General features: G+C 35.0%; 20 protein-coding genes. 16 read left to right on the plus strand and 4 right to left on the minus strand.

Going from position 1 to position 19,318, the window contains the following annotated elements; all coding sequences use genetic code 11:
- The first annotated feature begins 45 nt into the window (after positions 1 to 45).
- From ACQKP0_RS09930 to ACQKP0_RS09945, 4 genes are all read left to right on the plus strand, one after another.
- Positions 46 to 966: a GNAT family N-acetyltransferase gene (locus tag ACQKP0_RS09930; RefSeq protein WP_427405677.1), complete on the plus strand. Its 921-nt coding sequence runs from the start codon at positions 46 to 48 to the stop codon at positions 964 to 966.
- 276 nt (positions 967 to 1,242) lie between these two features.
- The gene (locus ACQKP0_RS09935; protein ID WP_427405678.1) at positions 1,243 to 2,061 is read left to right on the plus strand and encodes a basic amino acid ABC transporter substrate-binding protein; all 819 of its coding nucleotides are present in this window, start codon (positions 1,243 to 1,245) and stop codon (positions 2,059 to 2,061) included.
- Positions 2,062 to 2,380: 319 nt separating this feature from the next.
- Positions 2,381 to 3,034, plus strand: coding sequence for an amino acid ABC transporter permease (locus ACQKP0_RS09940; RefSeq protein WP_427405679.1), 654 nt, complete (start codon positions 2,381 to 2,383; stop codon positions 3,032 to 3,034).
- Positions 3,031 to 3,753, plus strand: coding sequence for an amino acid ABC transporter ATP-binding protein (locus ACQKP0_RS09945; protein WP_427405680.1), 723 nt, complete (start codon positions 3,031 to 3,033; stop codon positions 3,751 to 3,753). Before ACQKP0_RS09940 ends, ACQKP0_RS09945 begins: the two co-directional genes overlap by 4 nt.
- A gap of 245 nt (positions 3,754 to 3,998) precedes the next feature.
- Here ACQKP0_RS09945 and ACQKP0_RS09950 read toward each other — a convergent pair whose 3' ends face one another.
- Positions 3,999 to 4,538 carry a shikimate kinase gene (locus ACQKP0_RS09950; RefSeq protein WP_427405681.1) on the minus strand — a complete coding sequence of 180 codons (540 nt, stop codon included), beginning with the start codon at positions 4,536 to 4,538 and terminating at the stop codon, positions 3,999 to 4,001.
- Positions 4,539 to 4,898: 360 nt separating this feature from the next.
- On the opposite strand from ACQKP0_RS09950, the gene ACQKP0_RS09955 reads away from it, so the two are divergent.
- From ACQKP0_RS09955 to ACQKP0_RS09970, 4 genes are all read left to right on the plus strand, one after another.
- Positions 4,899 to 5,849: an ABC transporter permease gene (locus tag ACQKP0_RS09955; RefSeq protein ID WP_427405819.1), complete on the plus strand. Its 951-nt coding sequence runs from the start codon at positions 4,899 to 4,901 to the stop codon at positions 5,847 to 5,849.
- Positions 5,842 to 6,789 (plus strand): iron chelate uptake ABC transporter family permease subunit, encoded by a 948-nt coding sequence (locus ACQKP0_RS09960; RefSeq protein WP_427405682.1) that lies wholly within the window; start codon positions 5,842 to 5,844, stop codon positions 6,787 to 6,789. Before ACQKP0_RS09955 ends, ACQKP0_RS09960 begins: the two co-directional genes overlap by 8 nt.
- The gene (locus ACQKP0_RS09965; RefSeq protein WP_427405683.1) at positions 6,786 to 7,544 is read left to right on the plus strand and encodes an ABC transporter ATP-binding protein; all 759 of its coding nucleotides are present in this window, start codon (positions 6,786 to 6,788) and stop codon (positions 7,542 to 7,544) included. Before ACQKP0_RS09960 ends, ACQKP0_RS09965 begins: the two co-directional genes overlap by 4 nt.
- 165 nt (positions 7,545 to 7,709) lie before the next feature.
- On the plus strand, positions 7,710 to 8,663 hold the full coding sequence (locus ACQKP0_RS09970; RefSeq protein ID WP_427405684.1) for a siderophore ABC transporter substrate-binding protein: 954 nt from the start codon (positions 7,710 to 7,712) through the stop codon (positions 8,661 to 8,663).
- Between the two features lie 292 nt (positions 8,664 to 8,955).
- Here ACQKP0_RS09970 and ACQKP0_RS09975 read toward each other — a convergent pair whose 3' ends face one another.
- Positions 8,956 to 9,972, minus strand: coding sequence for a DUF1646 family protein (locus ACQKP0_RS09975; protein WP_427405685.1), 1,017 nt, complete (start codon positions 9,970 to 9,972; stop codon positions 8,956 to 8,958).
- 210 nt (positions 9,973 to 10,182) lie between these two features.
- Between ACQKP0_RS09975 and ACQKP0_RS09980 the strand changes: the two genes are divergently transcribed.
- Entirely contained in the window at positions 10,183 to 10,947 is a 765-nt protein-coding gene (locus ACQKP0_RS09980) for a threonine/serine exporter family protein (protein WP_427405686.1), read from the plus strand.
- Between the two features lie 21 nt (positions 10,948 to 10,968).
- Positions 10,969 to 11,418, plus strand: a complete 450-nt coding sequence (locus ACQKP0_RS09985; protein WP_427405687.1) for a threonine/serine exporter family protein — start codon at positions 10,969 to 10,971, stop codon at positions 11,416 to 11,418.
- A gap of 61 nt (positions 11,419 to 11,479) precedes the next feature.
- On the opposite strand, the gene ACQKP0_RS09990 is transcribed toward ACQKP0_RS09985, so the two are convergent.
- Complete coding sequence (locus tag ACQKP0_RS09990; protein WP_427405688.1) at positions 11,480 to 11,716, minus strand: hypothetical protein; 237 nt, start codon at positions 11,714 to 11,716, stop codon at positions 11,480 to 11,482.
- 306 nt (positions 11,717 to 12,022) lie between these two features.
- Here ACQKP0_RS09990 and asnB point away from each other — a divergent pair, with 306 nt between their 5' ends.
- From asnB to phnE (ACQKP0_RS10020), 6 genes are all read left to right on the plus strand, one after another.
- Positions 12,023 to 13,870: an asparagine synthase (glutamine-hydrolyzing) gene (gene asnB, locus ACQKP0_RS09995; protein ID WP_427405689.1), complete on the plus strand. Its 1,848-nt coding sequence runs from the start codon at positions 12,023 to 12,025 to the stop codon at positions 13,868 to 13,870.
- Between the two features lie 101 nt (positions 13,871 to 13,971).
- Positions 13,972 to 15,231 carry a DEAD/DEAH box helicase gene (locus ACQKP0_RS10000; RefSeq protein ID WP_427405690.1) on the plus strand — a complete coding sequence of 420 codons (1,260 nt, stop codon included), beginning with the start codon at positions 13,972 to 13,974 and terminating at the stop codon, positions 15,229 to 15,231.
- A gap of 60 nt (positions 15,232 to 15,291) precedes the next feature.
- Entirely contained in the window at positions 15,292 to 15,429 is a 138-nt protein-coding gene (locus tag ACQKP0_RS10005; protein ID WP_427405691.1) for a hypothetical protein, read from the plus strand.
- Positions 15,430 to 15,706: 277 nt separating this feature from the next.
- On the plus strand, positions 15,707 to 16,477 hold the full coding sequence (gene phnC / locus ACQKP0_RS10010) for a phosphonate ABC transporter ATP-binding protein (RefSeq protein WP_427405692.1): 771 nt from the start codon (positions 15,707 to 15,709) through the stop codon (positions 16,475 to 16,477).
- Positions 16,478 to 16,491: 14 nt separating this feature from the next.
- Positions 16,492 to 17,256, plus strand: coding sequence for a phosphonate ABC transporter, permease protein PhnE (gene phnE / locus ACQKP0_RS10015; RefSeq protein WP_427405820.1), 765 nt, complete (start codon positions 16,492 to 16,494; stop codon positions 17,254 to 17,256).
- Positions 17,253 to 18,050: a phosphonate ABC transporter, permease protein PhnE gene (gene phnE / locus ACQKP0_RS10020; RefSeq protein WP_427405693.1), complete on the plus strand. Its 798-nt coding sequence runs from the start codon at positions 17,253 to 17,255 to the stop codon at positions 18,048 to 18,050. The genes phnE (ACQKP0_RS10015) and phnE (ACQKP0_RS10020) overlap by 4 nt, the downstream gene beginning before the upstream one ends.
- 143 nt (positions 18,051 to 18,193) lie before the next feature.
- Here phnE (ACQKP0_RS10020) and ACQKP0_RS10025 read toward each other — a convergent pair whose 3' ends face one another.
- Positions 18,194 to 19,141 (minus strand): phosphate/phosphite/phosphonate ABC transporter substrate-binding protein, encoded by a 948-nt coding sequence (locus tag ACQKP0_RS10025; protein ID WP_427405694.1) that lies wholly within the window; start codon positions 19,139 to 19,141, stop codon positions 18,194 to 18,196.
- Positions 19,142 to 19,318: the final 177 nt, after the last annotated feature.

Here is a 19,318-nt window from a genome sequence, read left to right on the forward strand (position 1 = left end):
GGTAATCAATTATTAATGTGTGCTCGAACAGTAAGGGGGAGAACTTTGGCTCATTTTGTGATTCAGAACTATCATTTTGGCTTAAAGGAATCTGTATTGGATTTGTACAAAGCAATTAAGGAAAAGCATCAAGATATCGTATTTTGGTGGCCAGGTCCTGAGAATACTTGGGATTATGTCCTTTGCGTTAAACAAGATCATCAATTAATAGCAAAAGCTCAAATAGCTCCAATTACAGTTATTCCAGATGGCAGCGATTCTAATTTTTGTCATCAAATCTATTTGAATATGAAGGTCCATCCAGATTGGGAATTGAATACAGAATTAAAAGATCATCTATTTCATGCAATTTATGAAAAGTCCTTAGAAATGAAAGAAAAGCTTTCTTCACAATACAAAACGAAGTTATGTTTTGGTAATTACTCTAATGAAGTCATTGAAAACAAGTATCTTCAGTCAAAAGGATTTATCTATGAAAAAAGCATAGTTCAAATGAAAAGAGATTTAATTGAACCAATTGAAGAGGTGAAAAAACCAACTGAAAAAATTGATGTGAAAGAATGGAAAATCGAAAAGGAAGAGGAAGAAAAGAAGTATTTAGAGGCAGATTTAGAAATTTGGCCACATGCACCAATAGGAATAAATAGATTAAGAGAGTTAAAACAATCCCCGCTATGGACAGCAATAACAGCTTTTTATAAAGAGGAAATCGTTGGTAGTGTGATAGCATGGCAGGATGAACCAAACGTGGGGATAACAGAAGAGGTGTCTGTAAGAGAAAAATGGCGTAATCAGGGAATTGCACGATATTTACTTTCCCTGGCTTTGAATTATTTGAAGAAACATGATATTGAGGAAGCATATTTGGAAGTAGAGGTTCAAAATCATTCAGCATTACATTTATATCATTCTGTTGGTTTTGAAGCAGTAAAAGAAGAGCAAAGATATTGGATGGATTTAGACTAAAAGTGTCGTCGTACTTACTAACCTAAACCATACTTTATCAATTTTATTTTAGGAAAATATCAAAAATAATAACAGTCACCATATTCAATACCTTATTGTATGAAAGCAAATTAATTATATATAAAAATAGTAAATCATCATTTTTATGCACTTTTTATGCATAAAATACAAACTATAAAAATATTAGGAAATTCTAAAATAAGTATTGAAAAATATAGATTATGGGTTTATTATCATTAGTAACAGATAAATAAAAATAGAGGTGACTGTATAATTATGAAAAAGATAAACGTTAAAACAGTTTTTGTTTTATTAATAAGTTGTATATTTATTCTTTCTGCATGTGGCCAGGGTGCCAAGGAAACGGGTTCAAACAGTTCAAGTGTTAAGACATTAAGTGTAGGAACAGAAGCAACATTTGCTCCATTTGAGTTTATGGATAAAGGAAAAGTAAGTGGATTTGATGTCGATCTATTAAATGCAGTAGCAAAAGCGGCAGGATATAAAGTTGATATTAAAAACACTGGTTGGGATCCGATGATGGCAGGTATCCAAAACGGAAGTATTGATATAGGCATAGCTGGTATTACAATTAATAAGGATAGAAAGTCGACATATGATTTTTCCAATCCTTATTTTGAATCTATTAATATGATTGTTGTAGGAAAAGATTCTACTGTGGAAAATGCAAAAGATTTAAAAGGGAAAAAGATTGGTGTCCAAAATGGGACTACTGGACAAATGGCAGCTGAAAAATTATTTGGAAAAAATAATAAGAATATATCAAAATATGAAACTTCAGCTATGTCATTTATGGCATTAGAAAATGGAGATGTAGAGGCGGTCGTAACAGATAATGCAGTTGCGAATGAATATGTAAAAAAGAATCCAGACAAAAATGTAAAAACAGTGGATGATAAGACTAATTTTTCTCCAGAGTATTATGGAATCTTGTTTCCAAAAGGCAGTGAGTTAAAAGCTAAATTTGATAAAGCGTTGAATGATGTTTTAGATAACGGAACATATACTGAAATATATAAAAAATGGTTCGGGGTAGAACCAGATGTGGAAGTATTAAAATCGGCACAGAAATAATATAGCATTTAAATGAAAGACAGATGAAGAAATCGGCTAATTCGCCGATTTCTTATTATTCAAAAGAGAAGAAAGTATAAAATTTACTAAGGATATTAGACATGAAAAGTGTCTGCTGTGTCTAGCGCAAGCAGCCGTCAGCTAGCGGATTTCTCCGTCTTCTCCCTACGATAAGTCAACATAGGGTGAAATTTGAAGTGCCAATTTCACTACCTCGTCGTGTCTCCTTTATCTCAGTCGAAGACTACGAAATCCGTACGCTAGAGCTGCGGCGCTTGCGCTTTTCTTAATTTCCAACCTCTAAAAAAGGAGCCATACTATGGATTTTCGCTTTGAAATTATTCAAGAGTATTTACCGCTTTTATTAAAAGGAACATTACTTACCATCGGTTTATCCGTTGCTGGAACCATTTTAGGACTCATTATTGGTTTATTTATTGGCTTGGGTAAAATGTCAAAGAAATTAATTCGCTATCCATTTATTTGGTATATTAATGTCTTTCGTGGAACACCCTTATTTGTTCAAATCTTAATTATTCATTTTGGTGTTATGCCGCTTTTTATGAAACCAGTTAATCCGATTATTTCGGCTATTGTTGCATTATCACTTAACTCGGCTGCTTATATTGCAGAAATATTCCGTGCGGGTATACAATCAATTGATAAAGGGCAAATGGAAGCCGCTCGTTCTTTAGGGCTGAATCATGCTCAAGCTATGAGACAAGTAATTTTGCCACAAGCATTTAAACGTATGATTCCCCCGCTCGGAAATGAATTTATTGTGCTTTTGAAAGAATCCTCTTTAGCCGCAATCATTGCTGCGCCTGAGCTGCTTTATTGGGGACGTGCCGCACAAGGACAGTATATGCGGGTGTGGGAACCATACTTAGCTGTTGCGGTTATTTATTTAATTCTAACTCTATCATTAACTTATTTAATCCAATATTTAGAGAGAAGGTTTGCTAAAGAATGATCTCTGTAAAGGGCTTAAAAAAATCCTTCGGTACAATGGAAGTTTTAAAGGATATTAATATAGAAATAAAACCTCAAGAAGTAGTAGTGGTTATTGGTCCATCAGGTTCAGGTAAATCTACCTTTCTGCGCTGCCTAAATTTATTAGAAACCATTTCAGATGGACATGTTTATATTGAAGGTACAGATCTTGCTGAGAAAAAGATAGATATTAATGAGATTCGAAAAGATGTTGGAATGGTATTTCAGCAGTTTAATCTATTTCCTCACAAAACGGTGTTAGAAAATATTATGATGGCACCTATGATTGTACGAAAGTGGAGCAAGGAAAAAGCTGAAGCAAAAGCGAAGGAATTGCTTCAAAAGGTCGGACTGTCTGATAAAGCAAATGTTTACCCTGATTCCCTATCTGGTGGTCAAAAACAACGTGTGGCTATTTCTAGAGCCTTAGCTATGGAACCGAAAATTATGCTATTTGACGAACCTACTTCAGCCTTAGATCCAGAAATGGTAGGCGAAGTTTTAGAGGTTATGAAGCAGCTTGCAAAAGAAGGTATGACAATGGTTGTCGTTACGCATGAAATGGGATTCGCAAAAGAAGTAGGAGATCGTGTAATTTTCATGGACGGAGGCTATATAGTAGAAGAAAATACACCAAAAGAGCTCTTTGAAAATCCACAGCATGAGCGGACCAAATCATTTTTGGGAAAAGTACTGTAACAAAAAGGCTCTTTTCTAATACTTTGTTGCTATTTGTAACAAAGTAAATATCTAATAGGATTTTTACGATTGTTTTTGCACATATATAAATAGTATGGGATGAAAAAAGAGCACGAAAACAGTTTAATTAAGTATTTGAGCTATTTACGAAAAGCAACAATCTTTATGAAAAAGCCAATATAAAAAAGGATGATTTGCAGAAAAATGGCACTTTCTCTGTAAATCGTCCTTCTTTTTAGAATGGGTTAATTCCGAGTCAATTTTAATAATTCTGTAATATGGTCGGTTATTTCATCAACAGTCAGTTGATCCGTCTCCACTTTTAAATGATAGGATGCATATATTTTCTCTCTTTCATAAAAAAGCTCTTCCATCTCTTCCAATGTACGCCCTTTTAAAACAGGTCTGCTATCAATAATCAAGCTTAATCGTTCTTTCCAAGCGTCCCATGGAAGATGGAGGTAAATAACGATGCAATGAGACATGCAAATCGTTCTGATTTCCTCTTGTAAAAATGCACCTCCGCCAACAGAAATAACCTTTCCTGTACTCATACAGTATTCAGTAATTAATGTTTTTTCCCTTTCGCGAAAGACCTTTTCTCCATGTATTTTAAAAATATCAGTAGTCGGCATCTGAAATTCTTTTTCAATTGCCTGATCAATATCAATAAAATCTCTATTTAATTGTTTGGCAACGGCTTCACCAATGGTAGTTTTTCCTACTCCCATGAAACCAATAAAAACGATATTTTGTTCATTTAGAGACATTTTGTTTTTAGTCATAATTTAAGCCTCTCTCCAGACTATAAAATTAGTAAAATTATAATATATGTTCAGTAATTTGTAAAAATTATTCGTGATATTGACCGGTCACTCATAATAAAATAGGATATAGATGACAAATTTGTTGTTAGTTTGACTATTTTCCTGAAAAGAGTTGACAAAAGGATTTTCAATGTTTAGTATTGTAATTGATAATGAATCTCATTTGCAACATATCAATGAATGAGTACACTATTATTTTCATAATATGACCATTCATTTTTTTATGAATGATATTGATAATGAATCTCATTATCGCATTTTTTTGAATGACAAAAGTATGTAGTGCCGTTTATTCAAGAGGGAAGAGTAGGAATTGCTATGAAAAACGTTGGTTTAATCATTGCTTTTATCATATTATCCATCATTTCTTTATTTGTAGGTGTTAAGAATATAACTCCGTTTGATTTATTTCATTTAACCGAGGATCAGCGGGATATTTTGTTTATCAGCAGGGTACCAAGGCTGGTTAGTCTAATTATAGCCGGGGTAAGCATGAGCATTTGCGGTTTAATTATGCAGCAGCTTTCCCGAAATAAATTCGTCTCACCAACTACTGCAGGTACAATGGATTCTGCAAGATTGGGAATTCTCGTTTCATTAATCATTTTTTCTTCGGCTAGTATGATGGAAAAAATGTTAATGGCATCTCTTTTTGCTCTTGTGGGAACATTTTTATTCATGAAAATCCTCGATAAAATCAAATTTAAGGATGCTATTTTTATTCCTTTAGTAGGGTTAATGTTTGGAAATATTGTTAGTTCTATTACAACGTTTTTTGCCTATAAGCATGACTTAATTCAAAGCATTTCGGCATGGATCCAAGGAGATTTCTCTATGGTGATGTCAGGTAGATATGAAATGATTTATATTAGTATCCCCCTTGTCATCATAGCCTATGTTTTTGCTAATAAATTCACAATAGCCGGTATGGGAGAAGACTTCTCTGTAAATCTAGGATTGAACTATAAGCTAGTCGTTAATATTGGACTAATTATTGTAGCACTATCTACGACATCTGTACTTTTAACCGTAGGTACGATTCCCTTTTTAGGTTTAGTAGTGCCGAATATCGTTTCAATATATAATGGTGACAACTTAAAGAAGAACCTTTTTCAAACCGCTTTATTAGGTGCAGTTTTCTTATTGTTCTGTGATATTTTAGGGCGTGTCATCATTTATCCATACGAGATTCCGATTGGACTAACAGTAGGAGTCATTGGAAGCGGTATTTTTCTTTACTTACTGATGAGGAGAAAGGCGTATGCATAACAAAACCAAATTAGGGATCTTAGCAACGATTGCCGCTGCATTAATTATCATCTTTTTATTTACGGATATGGGAAGCTATTGGGATTATGTACTGCCAAAAAGAGGCATTAAAATCCTTGCGATTGTTTTAACGGGAGCTTCCATTGCTTTTTCAACCGTGGTGTTTCAAACGATTTCGAATAATCGGATTTTAACTCCTAGTATTATCGGTTTAGATTCACTTTATATGCTTATTCAAACTGTTCTTATTTTTGCATTTGGTGCAACAAGTACAACAGTAATGAATAAAAATGTCAATTTTCTTATTTGTGTTGGATTGATGATCCTATTCGCAGGTTTACTATATAAGTTTTTATTTAAAAAAGAAGGAAAAAATATTTATTTTCTCTTATTAGTAGGTTTGGTGATGGGAACCCTGTTTCAGAGCTTCTCATCTTTTATGCAAGTCATAATTGATCCAAATGATTTTCTTATTGTTCAGGATCGAATGTTTGCCAGTTTCAATAATATCAACACAGATTTACTTACACTTTCGATAGTTTTAGTTGTTATCGTATCTTTATACTTTTTAAAGTTTGTTAAATATTTGGATGTGCTTTCGCTTGGGAGAGAGGAGGCTATTAATCTGGGAGTTGATTACGACTTTGTAGTCAAAAGGCTATTAATTGTCGTCGCAATCCTTATCTCGATCTCAACAGCATTAGTTGGTCCCATCACTTTTCTAGGATTATTAGTTGCCAATGTAGCTTATCAATTTTTAAAAACCTATCGTCATTTATATTTGATTACTGGAGCAATTCTTATTAGTATTATTGCTTTAGTAGGTGGAGTATTAATTGTTGAAAGAGTATTTACGTTTTCAACAACTTTAAGTGTGATTATCAACTTTATTGGCGGAGTGTATTTTATATATTTACTATTAAAGGAGAATAAAGCATGATTACAATTAAAAATGTTTCGAAAATGTATGGTGATAAATGTGTCGTTGATCATGTTTCTTTAAATATAGAAAAAGGGAAAATCACTTCTTTTATCGGTCCAAATGGGGCGGGGAAAAGTACGCTCCTATCAATGATTAGCCGTTTAATATCTAAGGATTCCGGCGAAATTACCATCGATGGGAAAGAAGTCAGTAAATGTAAGACGAATGAACTGGCTAAAAAAATGGCGATTCTTAAGCAATCGAACCATATCAACATCAGGCTGACGATAAGAGAACTCGTTTCGTTTGGACGTTTTCCGTATTCACAAGGGAAGCTCACGAAGGAAGATTGGAAGTTTGTTGATGAGGCAATTGATTATATGGAATTGACAGATATCCAGCATAAGTTTTTGGATCAGCTAAGCGGAGGGCAGCAGCAGCGTGCCTATATTGCAATGGTTATTGCTCAAAATACCGATTACATATTGTTAGATGAGCCATTAAATAATCTCGATATGAAACATTCGGTTCAAATTATGAAAGTATTAAGGAAGCTTACTGATGAATTAGGAAAGACAGTTGTCATTGTCATCCATGATATTAACTTTGCTTCTTGCTACTCTGATCATGTGGTTGCTCTTAAGGATGGCAAGATCATTCAAGACGGTCCTACCGATCGCATCATCGATTCATCCATTTTAGGAGATATTTATGAAATGGATATTGCCATTCAAAATATCGATGAAAACAAAATTTGTGTTTATTATGCTTAATTCTTTACTTTAATTGGAAAACTTTGCGATTGTGGAAAATTACTGATAACTGATTGAACGGATGGCGCCCCGTCTTCAGTTGTTTAACTTATATTGAGAATGAATATCATTCCCGTTTTCTGCAATCACAATTTTTATATAAAATTTATTAAACGAGGTGTAGTCATGAAAAGGAAACTATCGTTATTTTTAATCATATCCGTATTGGCTATTTTTGCCGTAGCATGCGGTTCTAATAATGGGGAAAAATCAAGTGGTTCTGAAAGCAAAGGTGACACATTAACTATCAAGCATCAATTAGGAGAAACACCTGTTAAGAAAAACCCGAAAAAAGTCGTTGTGTTTGATATGGGTACACTAGATACTATGGATAAACTTGGTCTTGCAGATTCTGTAGCTGGAATCCCTCAGGAAAGTGTTCCTGCGTATTTAAAAAAATATCAAGATTCAAAATATAGCAATCTTGGTGGACTAAAAGAGCCTGATTTTGAAGCGATTAAAGAGGTTGACCCAGATTTAATTATTATTTCAGGTAGACAACAAGATTCATATGACAAATTTTCCGAAATTGCGCCAACGATTTTTATGGGAATAGATTCTAAGAAATACATGGAATCATTTAAAGAAAATGTAACAACCTTAGGTGAAATATTTGGTAAAGAAGATCAAGCAAAAGAAGAACTAACAAAGATTGAAAATGATATTGCTAGTTTAAAAGAAAAAGCAGACGCAAGTGATGCAAAAGCCTTAATTACATTAACTGCAGGTGGCAAAGTGACAGCTTATGGACCGGCTTCAAGATTCGGACTTATTCACGATGTCTTTGGAGTGAAGGCTGCAGCAAATGATATTGAAGCGGACCCAGTTCATGGTCAAAACATTTCAATGGAATTTATCACGGAAAAAAATCCAGATATATTATATGTCGTTGATCGTGATGCAGCTGTAGGTGAAGGAAATAATGCGAAAAAAGTTATAGAAAATGCACTAGTTAAGAAAACAAATGCTTATAAAAATGGGAAAATCGTTTACCTAGATCCTGGCTACTGGTATTTATCTGGTGGAGGATTAGAGTCTGTAGCTGAAATGGTTAAAGAAGCTGCGAAAGGTTTGGAGTAAGATTTTATTGACTGTTTATCCGGTTATTGAATGAATAGAAAAGAAGAGGGTGCCTAAAATAGGCACCCTCTCGTCGTTTAGGAAATTATAAAATATTCGCACTGTGGATAACTTTATAAAGAGCGAAGTTTACGTCTAGCGCAAGCAGCCGTCGGCTAGCGAATTTCTCCGTCTCCTCCCTACGATAAGTCAACATCGGCTCGTGAACTACCTCACCGTGTTTCCTTTATCTTAGTCGAAGACTACAAAATCCGTACGCTAGAGCTGCGGCGCTTGCGCTTTTGTTCTTTTTTCACTCAATAAATAACAGAACTATAAAATAAATAACCATTGCAGATAACCCGACTGGTATTCCAAACTTCGCCCATTCTTTACTTGATATTTTCAGTTTTCCGGCTGAAATAATATTCGGGATGTTCCCGGGAACGAGAATTCCGCCGCTGATAAGGAGTCCTAATAAAATTGCCTTAATGGTTGAAGGTCCCATAGCAGGGCTTATTTCGGCAGCTGCAAGTGTAGCATTATCCAATATGGCAGATATCATATTAATCCAATATAGCACCAATGGACTTAAATCGAGCAAATAACGTTTAATTAATGGTTCAAATCCAGCTCCTAAGAGTGTTAGCCCCATGACAAATAGATAAATCTTTAAGGCACGGATAATAATTTCTCCGTAGCTTTCAGTGGCTTGATCACTTATTAATCCGTTTTCATCTGATTTAGGTTTAACTAAAATGGCTGCTAAAACTCCAAAAATGACCACTAATGAGATCACTTCGGGTCCGATTAACCGAAAAAGATAAAAAAAGTTTTCATGTAGTTTACTAATAGCTAAAGTGGATAACGGTTCTCCAATTGGTGTTAATGCTGCTCCGAGGCCAATTGAGAAACACGCTAAAACCACTAAACGAATCTCTGATTGACGATCAAGTCGAAGCACACTCACAATCAAAACAAGAATTAATGCTGCAATTATTGCAGTAACAACACTGGATATCAACCCTAATATTATAACAATTAACGCTAAGAATAATTGGTAAGGGATAGCCCTGCTGATTCCAAGTATCATCTTTTCTAATGGGACTTGTAGCCATCTGAATAATAATCCAGCAATTAATACAGCTAAAGAAATATTAATTGGATCTTCTAGAGCCTTTAAGATTAAGGATCTGTCTAAAACTCCGCTAACAAGTACAGATGCAAGCCCCATAATGAATAAAAATATTTCTAAATTATGTTCGACAAATTTAACAGAGAAGGGTAGTAATAATACTAAAAGCAAAATAATAATTAATCCTAGTAACATTCTAGTCTGTCCTTTACATATGTATTTTGTAGCCAAAGAAGGAATACTTGTACTTTTTAAGTATAAATATTATTAAAAAGAACTTCAATAAATAGACTTAAATTGATTGATTTTTCAATCATTATTATTTTTACAAAAAAATTTTATTTGATACCTTCCCAATGTGATAATATATAGGCAAATTAAAAGTGTGTAAATGGAGAATGGACGATGGAAACTCATTCAGGTCAAAGATATAAAGTTGTAGAAACGTGCTTACTTGCAGGGAAAATCATGCTTCAAAGTGGAGCTGAAACCTATCGAGTAGAGGATACAATGACAAGAATTGCTAATTCATTCGGAATTTATGGGACTCATAGTTTTGTTACTCCAACAGGCATCATTTTTTCTATTGATGGATCAGAACCAACTAAGCTTGTTCGGGTTTCAGAACGATCCACAGACTTAAAGAAAGTGACGATTGTCAATAGTATCTCCAGAAAATTAACAGGTGGAGTAATAACATTAGATGAGGCTTATGAGGAACTGAGAGTCATAGAGAAAACGAATTTTGCTTATCCTATATGGATTCAAATAGCTGCTGCTGCCATCTCTAGCGGTTGCTTCTTAATCATGTTTAAGGGAGGATGGCATGATTTTCTCCCCGCTGTTATTACAGGAGGATTAGGTTTTACGGGTTTTATTTACTTGCATCGGCTTGTACAAGTAAAGTTTTTTTCAGAGTGTCTAGCTTCGCTCATCATCGGATTACTAGCCGTTCTTTTTGTAAGAAGTGGATTAGGGTATGAGTTAGATAAGATTATTATAGGTTCAGTCATGCCGCTTGTCCCTGGATTACTTATTACTAATGCGGTAAGGGACCTCATGGCGGGGCATCTTGTTTCCGGTATATCAAAAGGTGCAGAAGCCTTTTTAACGGCTTTTGCTATTGGCACAGGTATTGCTGTAGTGATTTCGTTTTTTTCGATGATTTAGGCGATTAGGAGAGGAAATAAAATGATGGTGGAACAGCTAATAACGAGCTTTATTGCGACAGGTGCGTTTGGAATTATTTTTAACATCCCTAGGAAGAAGTTATTGCTATGTGGTCTAGTTGGAATGATTGGTTGGTCTATTTACGTTTTACTTATGAACAATCATCCGAATGCTGCAGTTGCCAGTTTAGTTGCCGCTTTTGTGATCGCGGTTATCAGTCAAATTTTTGCTAAAATATATAAAGCACCAATTATTATTTTTAGTGTATCCGGAATTATTCCGCTGGTACCTGGAGGACTATCCTATGATGCCATGCGCCATTTTGTGGCTAATGATTATAATACAGCAATTCAGTTAGCTGCAAAGGCGTTCATGATTTCAGGAGCTATTGCAATCGGAATTGTATTTGCTGAAGTAATCAATCAAATGATCAAAAAAACGACACCAAAATCAAAAAAAATGCACTCATGAGTCTTTTTGCTCTGAGTGTTTTTTTATATGAAATAAGTAAGGAAAAACCGGATACCTAATATTACCCTTCTATCAGGGCAATATAGATTATTTGTTTTCCATTTACTTCTACAATTAAAGTATAAGTATTTTTATCATTAGTAGAGAAAATTTCAGTACCGACTGCAAATTTAGTCGCATAGAAATCTTTGAAGTTTCTAGAAGATGTTGTAGTTTTAATAATTTTTCCTATCTTTTTCCCCTTAATATAATTCGATTTTTCTACCCATTCCAGGTTCGATGCGTTACTATAAATCAATTGATTATATTGAAAAATGTCTGCTGAGGGATTTTCTTTAAGAATGTCCTGTGCAGTGGGATTCGTATTTACAGCAGAGGAACATCCTGTTAATACTAATATTAATACTAGACAATAAATAGGCAGTTTTTTATTTATTGTTAATAACCTCCTTTTTATTAAGAAAATTTAATTATTGCTATTATAAACCGATTTTTCCCCAAAATGTTAATTTTGTGAACACTTTATAAGACAACTCAACACCTAGGCGAACGCACATATACTAAATATCAGTTTTTAAACGATATATAGGAGGAGATGCAATAGATGTGCGGGATTACTGGATGGGTTGATTTTCGAAAAAATATACAGCATGCACATGACACAATTCTGAAGATGATGGAAACTTTATCAAAGCGCGGTCCGGATGATACAAATACATGGTTTTCTGATCACACAGCATTTGGACATAAACGATTAGTAGTAGTTGATCCTTTATGTGGTGTTCAGCCGATGTCGCGTACGAAAGGTGACTTTACTTATACACTTTGCTATAATGGCGAGCTATATAATACAGAGGACATACGGAAAGAGCTTTTAATGAAAGGCTACAGATTTCAAGGTCATTCAGATACAGAAGTATTATTAACTGCCTATATGGAATGGGAAGAGGAATGTATTAATTATTTTAACGGGATCTTTGCCTTCGCCATTTGGGATGAAAAAAAGCAGCAATTATTTGTTGCGAGAGATCGGTTAGGAGTAAAGCCATTATTTTATAGAGAACATAATGGCGGCTTGTTATTTGGATCGGAGTTGAAAGCCATTCTTGCTCATCCGGATGTAAAGACGGAAATTGGTTTAGACGGCCTTTCTGAAATCTTTGGATTAGGGCCATCAAGAACACCGGGCCACGGAATCTTTCTTGGTATTAATGAATTACGTCCAGCGCATGCTTTTACTTTTTCGAGAAATGGCTTGAAAATGTGGCGTTATTGGAATGTAAGAAGTGAAAAGCATACCGATTCTGTTGAAGAAACAGCAGAAAAAATTAATTACTTATTTAAAGATGCAGTGGTCAGACAGCTTGTATCCGATGTCCCTATTTGTACATTCCTGTCTGGAGGTCTTGATTCGAGTGCGATCACTGCTATCGCCTCCAAATATTTTAATGAAGAGGGAAAAGGACAGCTTCATACATTCTCGATTGATTATGAAGATAATGCTCAATTTTTTACAGTGGATGATTTTCAACCAAATTCAGATGTTCATTGGATAGATAAAATTACAAAAACATTTGGAACCATTCATCACTCATGTATTATTCGTCAGGATGAATTAGCAGAGTATTTAAAAGAGGCTGTACTGGTACGTGATACACCAGGAATGGCAGATATTGATTCTTCATTATTATGGTTTTGTCGAGAAATCAAAAATGATTTTGTGGTTAGTCTTTCAGGAGAATGCGCGGATGAAATTTTTGGTGGATATCCATGGTTTTATCGTCAGGATGATTTAGAACGTGAAGGGTTTCCTTGGATGAGGTCGGTGGATGAGCGTGTTAGTTTATTAAAGGATGAGTGGAATAAAAGATTAAATATAAAGGATTATGTTTTATCAAGATATGAAGAAACTGTACTTGAAACCCCTGCTCTTGAAGGAGAAGATCCATTAGAAGCAAAAAGAAGGCAATTGTTTTATTTAAATATGGTCTGGTTTATGACAACATTATTAGACCGTAAAGATCGCATGAGCATGGGAGCTAGCTTGGAGGTTCGTGTACCTTTTGCCGATCACCGCATAGTTGAATATGCTTGGAACATCCCATGGGAAATGAAGATGTATGAGAATCGTGAAAAAGGATTGTTACGTAAAGCTTTGGAAGGAGTTCTTCCTAATGAAGTGCTTTATCGTAAAAAAAGCCCTTATCCGAAAACCCATCATCCAGCTTATACACAGGCTGTAAAAGGTTGGTTAGAAAAGATATTACAAAATAAAAACTCGGTTCTTTATGAATTTCTGAAGAAGGAACAGTTAAATTCTCTCGTTGAATCAGAAGGAAACGCATTTCAAGTACCTTGGTTTGGGCAGTTAATGACAGGTCCGCAGTTACTTGCATACCTTGCACAAATTCATTATTGGTTTGATGAATATAGCATTAATATAAAGGAATAATGGTATGATACTTAAGTGATATCATCAGTAAAGGTGCTATCACTTTCTTTCGCATATATAATAGTTAATTTACGGATAATAAAGTAGAAATTATAAAAGGAATGATATATTTGACAGATTTTTCAGCACTGGGTATCCGGTCTATTATTCAAAAGCAGCTCAATTCAAATGGGATCAATGAGCCTACTCCTATTCAAAGTGAAACGATTCCATTACTCCTAGAGGGTAAAGATGTCATTGCACAAGCACAGACTGGAACGGGAAAGACATTGGCCTTTCTCTTACCGATTCTTGAAAAAATTGATACGAGCAATTCTAATGTACAAGCATTAATTGTCACTCCAACTCGAGAACTAGCTCTCCAAATTACCGCAGAATTAAAGCATTTTACATCCGTTCTTGAAAACATACATACTTTAGCTGTCTACGGAGGACAAGATGTCGAACAGCAAATGAAGCGGTTAAAAGGTGCTATTCATATTGTCGTTAGCACTCCTGGTCGATTATTGGACCATCTTAGAAGGGGCACGATAAATCTATCTGAGGTTTCTATGCTTGTTTTAGATGAAGCTGATCAAATGCTTCATTTAGGTTTTTTACCTGAAGTGAAGGACATTATTCATGCAGTACCAACAAATAGACAAACCATGCTTTTTTCAGCAACCATGACAAAACAAGTTCATTCAATTGCTCAAAATTATATGAATAAACCAATTGATATTCGTGTGAAAAATAAGCAGGTAACTGTTGAGGATATTGATCAAATTATTGTTGAGACAACCGACCGGGCAAAACAGGCTTCTCTTCGCATGATGATGGATCAATATCGCCCCTTTCTAGCGATCATTTTTTGCCGTACAAAAAGAAGAGCAAGTACATTAAACGATGCTCTTAAAGGATATGGTTATGAAACAGAAGAGCTTCACGGTGATTTGTCTCAAGCTAAGAGAGAAAAAGTTATGAAGCTTTTTCGCGATGCAAAGATACAGTTTCTAATCGCAACCGATGTCGCGGCAAGGGGCATTGACGTAGAAGGTGTTACCCATGTTTTCAATTATGATATCCCTCAAGATGTGGAAAGCTATATCCACCGAATAGGGCGTACAGGTAGAGCAGGTGGAAAAGGATTGGCAATTACATTTGTCGCACCGAAGGACAAACAATATTTAGATATGATCGAAAAAGGGATCCACCAAAAGATTGAAAAAATAAGCGTGAGTCCACCTAAGGAACAAACGGGGCCAAAAGCTACTGGGAAAAATCAAAAGAAGCAGAGTTTGGGTAAAGGCCGCTCGCGAAATACAAACGATAAAACAACAAGGAAACCATTCGAAAACAGAAAACCGAAAAGAAGGAAGTGAATAATATTTCTCCTTTTAATCAAACTACAAAATGAAGGATTGAAAAAGGAGCTGGGTAAGATGGGAAGAACAAAACGTGGAAATGCAAATGCCCAAAGAAATAATAATGTAAAAAATAAAAACGAAATTAGTGAAGAACTAGTTGAATTTAATACCGCAAAAAAGGATTTAAAGAGTAAAAAGTGGAATAAAGAATAGTTTGGAAAAGGTAAGCCTCGGCTTGCCTTTTTTATCTCTGAAAGCTGAGCGCTAGTTTTAAATTGGTAAACGTTTTCATAGATGCAGAAGGCAATTTTAAGATATAATAGAAAAGTACTAGATTTTAATTTTTATGTAGATTATGTAAAATTTTTCACAAATTGAAAATCAAGCTTGAGTTTAAGCGGATTCACTGGTACATTTAATGTTGTATTTTGTAGTATTTTATATTTTTCTTTTATATAAAAAATTATCCAAAAGGGGAAATTATTAAAAAATGATAGAATTTAAAAATGTATCAAAAGTCTACCCTAATGGGACAAAAGGTTTGAAAAATGTTAACCTTACCATTAATAAGGGTGATTTTGTCGTTATTGTTGGCCTTTCAGGTGCAGGTAAATCGACCCTTCTTCGTTCGATTAATAGGCTGCATGAAATTACAGAAGGTGAAATTCTCATCGATGGAAAATCAATTACTGCAGCGAAAGGAAAATCGCTCCGTCATATTCGTAGAGATATTGGTATGATTTTTCAAAACTTCAACCTTGTTAAACGCTCCAGCGTTCTTCGAAATGTATTATCCGGAAGAGTTGCCTACCATTCGACTGTCCGTACCCTTCTAGGAATGTTTCCAAAAGAAGATGTCGAATTGGCTTTAAAAGCACTTGATCGTGTGAATATTAAAGAAAAAGCCTACTCACGTGCTGATGAACTGTCTGGTGGACAACAACAACGTGTTTCTATCGCTCGAGCTTTAGCTCAAGAAGCGAAAATTATTCTTGCGGATGAGCCTGTTGCATCACTAGATCCATTCACCACTAGACAAGTAATGGATGATCTAAAACGTATCAATCAAGAATTAGGGATCACTACTATTGTTAACCTTCACTTTGTTGATCTAGCTCGTCAATATGCGACACGTATTATTGGGATACGTGCAGGGGAAGTTGTTTATGATGGTCCTGTTGAAGAAGCAACTGATGAGGTCTTCTCTGAAATCTACGGACGTGAGATTAAGAAAGACGAGCTACTAGGAGAGACAGAATAATGAATTCAGTAAAGATGAAAAAACCGTCTAAAGTGAAGAGCATTGCTACATTCATCCTTATTCTAGTCATTCTTTGGGCAAGTGCACTTAATACTGGAGTATCGTTCCAACAGCTATGGGAAGGACTTCCTAATATGGGGACATTACTGGGTGAAATGTTTCCTCCGGATTGGAGTTATTTTAAATCGATAACCGAACCGATGCTTGCTACGATTCGAATGGCTGTTATAGGGACAACCTTTGGCGGAATTGTGGCCATCCCAGTCGCGTTGCTTTCATCAAGCAATGTGGTCCGAATTCCTGTTATCTATCAAATTGCTCGATTTATTATGAATTTAATTCGTACCATTCCTGAATTGTTGCTTGCTGCATTATTCGTACCGGTTTTTGGAATCGGTGAAATTCCAGGTATTGTAGCCATCTCAATATTTTCATTTGGTATTATAGCTAAACTTTTCTATGAAGCTATTGAAGCAATTGACCCGGGACCATTAGAAGCAATGACTGCAGTTGGAGCAAATAAAATTCAATGGATTTTCTTTGGTGTCATTCCGCAAGTACTTGCTCATTATATGTCATTTTTCTTATACAGCTTTGAAATTAATATTCGAGCGGCTGCTATATTAGGGTATGTAGGTGCAGGGGGTATTGGTTTATATCTTAATAATGCATTAGGATTTTTCCAATATGATCGTGTACTATCTATTATTATTTACACATTTATCGTGGTGCTCATTGTAGATGCGATAAGTAATAAGATCCGGGAGAAATTATTATGAGCCAAATATCAGTAAAGAAACCTATAAAAAAACGGATAAAAAACTGGGCAATTTTAATTATCGTTATTGCTATTTATGTTTGGGCCTTTGCAGGAGCACCTTCGATAGAACTCAAGGATTCTGCTGTGCAAGCGTTAAAAGCGATATTTCATGGGTTCCTTCATCCTGATTGGGATTATGTATATGACCCGGCAGGTGAAGATTTGTTGCGTACTTTACTTGAAACATTAGCAATAGCTGTTTTAGGTACATTTATTTCGGCAATATTATGTGTTCCATTTGCCTTCTGGTCAGCAAGAAACATGAGTAAGAACCGTGCAATATCCAGTCTTGGGAAAATCATTTTAAGCTGTATTCGTGTATTTCCAGAGCTTATTATGGCTTTATTATTTATTAAGTCAGTTGGTCTTGGACCGTTTGCAGGGATCTTAGCACTAGGTTTCCACTCTATTGGTATGTTAGGGAAGCTGTTTGGGGAATCTATCGAGAATACAGAATTCAGTGCAAGGGAAGCATTAATTGCCTCTGGAGCAAATAAACTTCAAGTATTATGGTTTGCCATTATTCCGGAAGTAATGCCTGCTTTTATGTCATACACTTTATATCGTTTTGAAATCAGTATCCGTTCAGCAACCATCTTAGGTATTGTTGGTGCAGGGGGTATCGGTGCACCGCTCATATTTGCGTTAAATGGTCATACTTGGGATCGTGTAGGGATTATTTTATATGGAATCATTGTTATGGTAACGATCATTGATCTGATCTCAGCAGCGATTCGTAAACGTTTAGTATAATGTTGAAATAGACATGAAAGAATGTAGATATTTCTATAATAATCTACATTCTTTTTTTGTTGATGGAAAAAAGAGAGGAGATATTGATAATAATTATTAAATCTCAATAAAAAAGTGCCAATTAACATTGGCACTTTTTGGTATTACTGACCGATTTTCTTAAATTTCTCTGTGTAATCACGAACTACATCAAAATTAGAGTCTTGTGATTTTTTATAACCTACGTGAGAATAGATCGCTTTGATGATTTCTTTACCTTTTTCATCTTCACCGATTTTAACGAATGCATCGGCAATTTTATCTTTCCATTTTTGATCCATATCAGGGCGGACACTGATTGTATCATTAGGAATTTTTTCAGTAAGGAATAGATATTTAGTATCTTTATAAATAGTTGGATATTCTTTTTCAACGATATTACGAGCGTCAACGAATACTGCTGCTGCGTCAATATCTTTTGACATAACGCCTGCAACACCTTTATCATGACCTTGTAATTGAACAGGAGTCATGTCTTTTTGAATATCTACACCTTCTTTTTTCATTTCAACCGCTGGCCATACATAACCTGCAGAAGATGTAGGAGCTTGAACGCCAATTTTTTTGCCTTTTAAGTCAGCGATACTGTTAATCCCAGAATCATTTCTTACAAGTACTCCGGAATAGTAGTAATCTACTAATTCGTCAGTCGCTTTTCCTGTTTCAGGATCTACACCATTACGTAGAGCTTGAAGTAATACGTCCGCATAACCTTTTTCATGAGCTAATACATAATCAGTTGGTGGTAAGAAACCTAGTTCAAGCTGTTTTGAACCCATTGCTTCAACAACACCATTATAGTCAGTTGTAACGGTTACTTTAACAGGGATATCAAGTTCTTTTTCTAGTAAATCTGCTAAAGGTTTAGCTTTTGCTTCTAATGTTTCAGCATTTTGTGATGGAACAAAACCAATTCTGATTTCTTTTGGAACGAAAGCTTTATCACCAGCTTTGCTGCCATCTTTTGCTTTGTCATCACTTTTGCCACAGCCGGCCATTACCATTGCAATGACTCCAAGGGCTAGGAATAATGTAGCAAATTTTTTAAGCATACATGTACCTCCGAATGTAAAAAGTTTTTTTGAATACGCTTTAAGCATATAATATTTTTAGTATAAAAGAAATATGAAAATTGCATTCTTATGAAATTTTTTGAAGAGAAATGTAAATTATTTAAGTAATATGAAAGTATGGTTAAATTTATGTAAAAATAGTAGCTAAGATAAATA

The organism is Heyndrickxia sp. NPDC080065, assembly GCF_050281185.1.
Classification (GTDB): Bacteria; Bacillota; Bacilli; order Bacillales; family Bacillaceae_C; genus Heyndrickxia.

Coding starts and splice junctions, on each gene's coding strand:
- ACQKP0_RS09935 (WP_427405678.1), top strand. CDS start 1,243: ATGAAAAAGATAAACGTTAAAACAGTTTTTGTTTTATTAATAAGTTGT.
- ACQKP0_RS09940 (WP_427405679.1), top strand. CDS start 2,381: ATGGATTTTCGCTTTGAAATTATTCAAGAGTATTTACCGCTTTTATTA.
- ACQKP0_RS09945 (WP_427405680.1), top strand. CDS start 3,031: ATGATCTCTGTAAAGGGCTTAAAAAAATCCTTCGGTACAATGGAAGTT.
- ACQKP0_RS09950 (WP_427405681.1), bottom strand. CDS start 4,538: ATGACTAAAAACAAAATGTCTCTAAATGAACAAAATATCGTTTTTATT.
- ACQKP0_RS09955 (WP_427405819.1), top strand. CDS start 4,899: ATGAAAAACGTTGGTTTAATCATTGCTTTTATCATATTATCCATCATT.
- ACQKP0_RS09960 (WP_427405682.1), top strand. CDS start 5,842: ATGCATAACAAAACCAAATTAGGGATCTTAGCAACGATTGCCGCTGCA.
- ACQKP0_RS09965 (WP_427405683.1), top strand. CDS start 6,786: ATGATTACAATTAAAAATGTTTCGAAAATGTATGGTGATAAATGTGTC.
- ACQKP0_RS09970 (WP_427405684.1), top strand. CDS start 7,710: ATGAAAAGGAAACTATCGTTATTTTTAATCATATCCGTATTGGCTATT.
- ACQKP0_RS09975 (WP_427405685.1), bottom strand. CDS start 9,972: ATGTTACTAGGATTAATTATTATTTTGCTTTTAGTATTATTACTACCC.
- ACQKP0_RS09980 (WP_427405686.1), top strand. CDS start 10,183: ATGGAAACTCATTCAGGTCAAAGATATAAAGTTGTAGAAACGTGCTTA.
- ACQKP0_RS09985 (WP_427405687.1), top strand. CDS start 10,969: ATGATGGTGGAACAGCTAATAACGAGCTTTATTGCGACAGGTGCGTTT.
- asnB (WP_427405689.1), top strand. CDS start 12,023: ATGTGCGGGATTACTGGATGGGTTGATTTTCGAAAAAATATACAGCAT.
- ACQKP0_RS10000 (WP_427405690.1), top strand. CDS start 13,972: ATGATATATTTGACAGATTTTTCAGCACTGGGTATCCGGTCTATTATT.
- ACQKP0_RS10005 (WP_427405691.1), top strand. CDS start 15,292: ATGGGAAGAACAAAACGTGGAAATGCAAATGCCCAAAGAAATAATAAT.
- phnC (WP_427405692.1), top strand. CDS start 15,707: ATGATAGAATTTAAAAATGTATCAAAAGTCTACCCTAATGGGACAAAA.
- phnE (WP_427405820.1), top strand. CDS start 16,492: ATGAAAAAACCGTCTAAAGTGAAGAGCATTGCTACATTCATCCTTATT.
- phnE (WP_427405693.1), top strand. CDS start 17,253: ATGAGCCAAATATCAGTAAAGAAACCTATAAAAAAACGGATAAAAAAC.
- ACQKP0_RS10025 (WP_427405694.1), bottom strand. CDS start 19,141: ATGCTTAAAAAATTTGCTACATTATTCCTAGCCCTTGGAGTCATTGCA.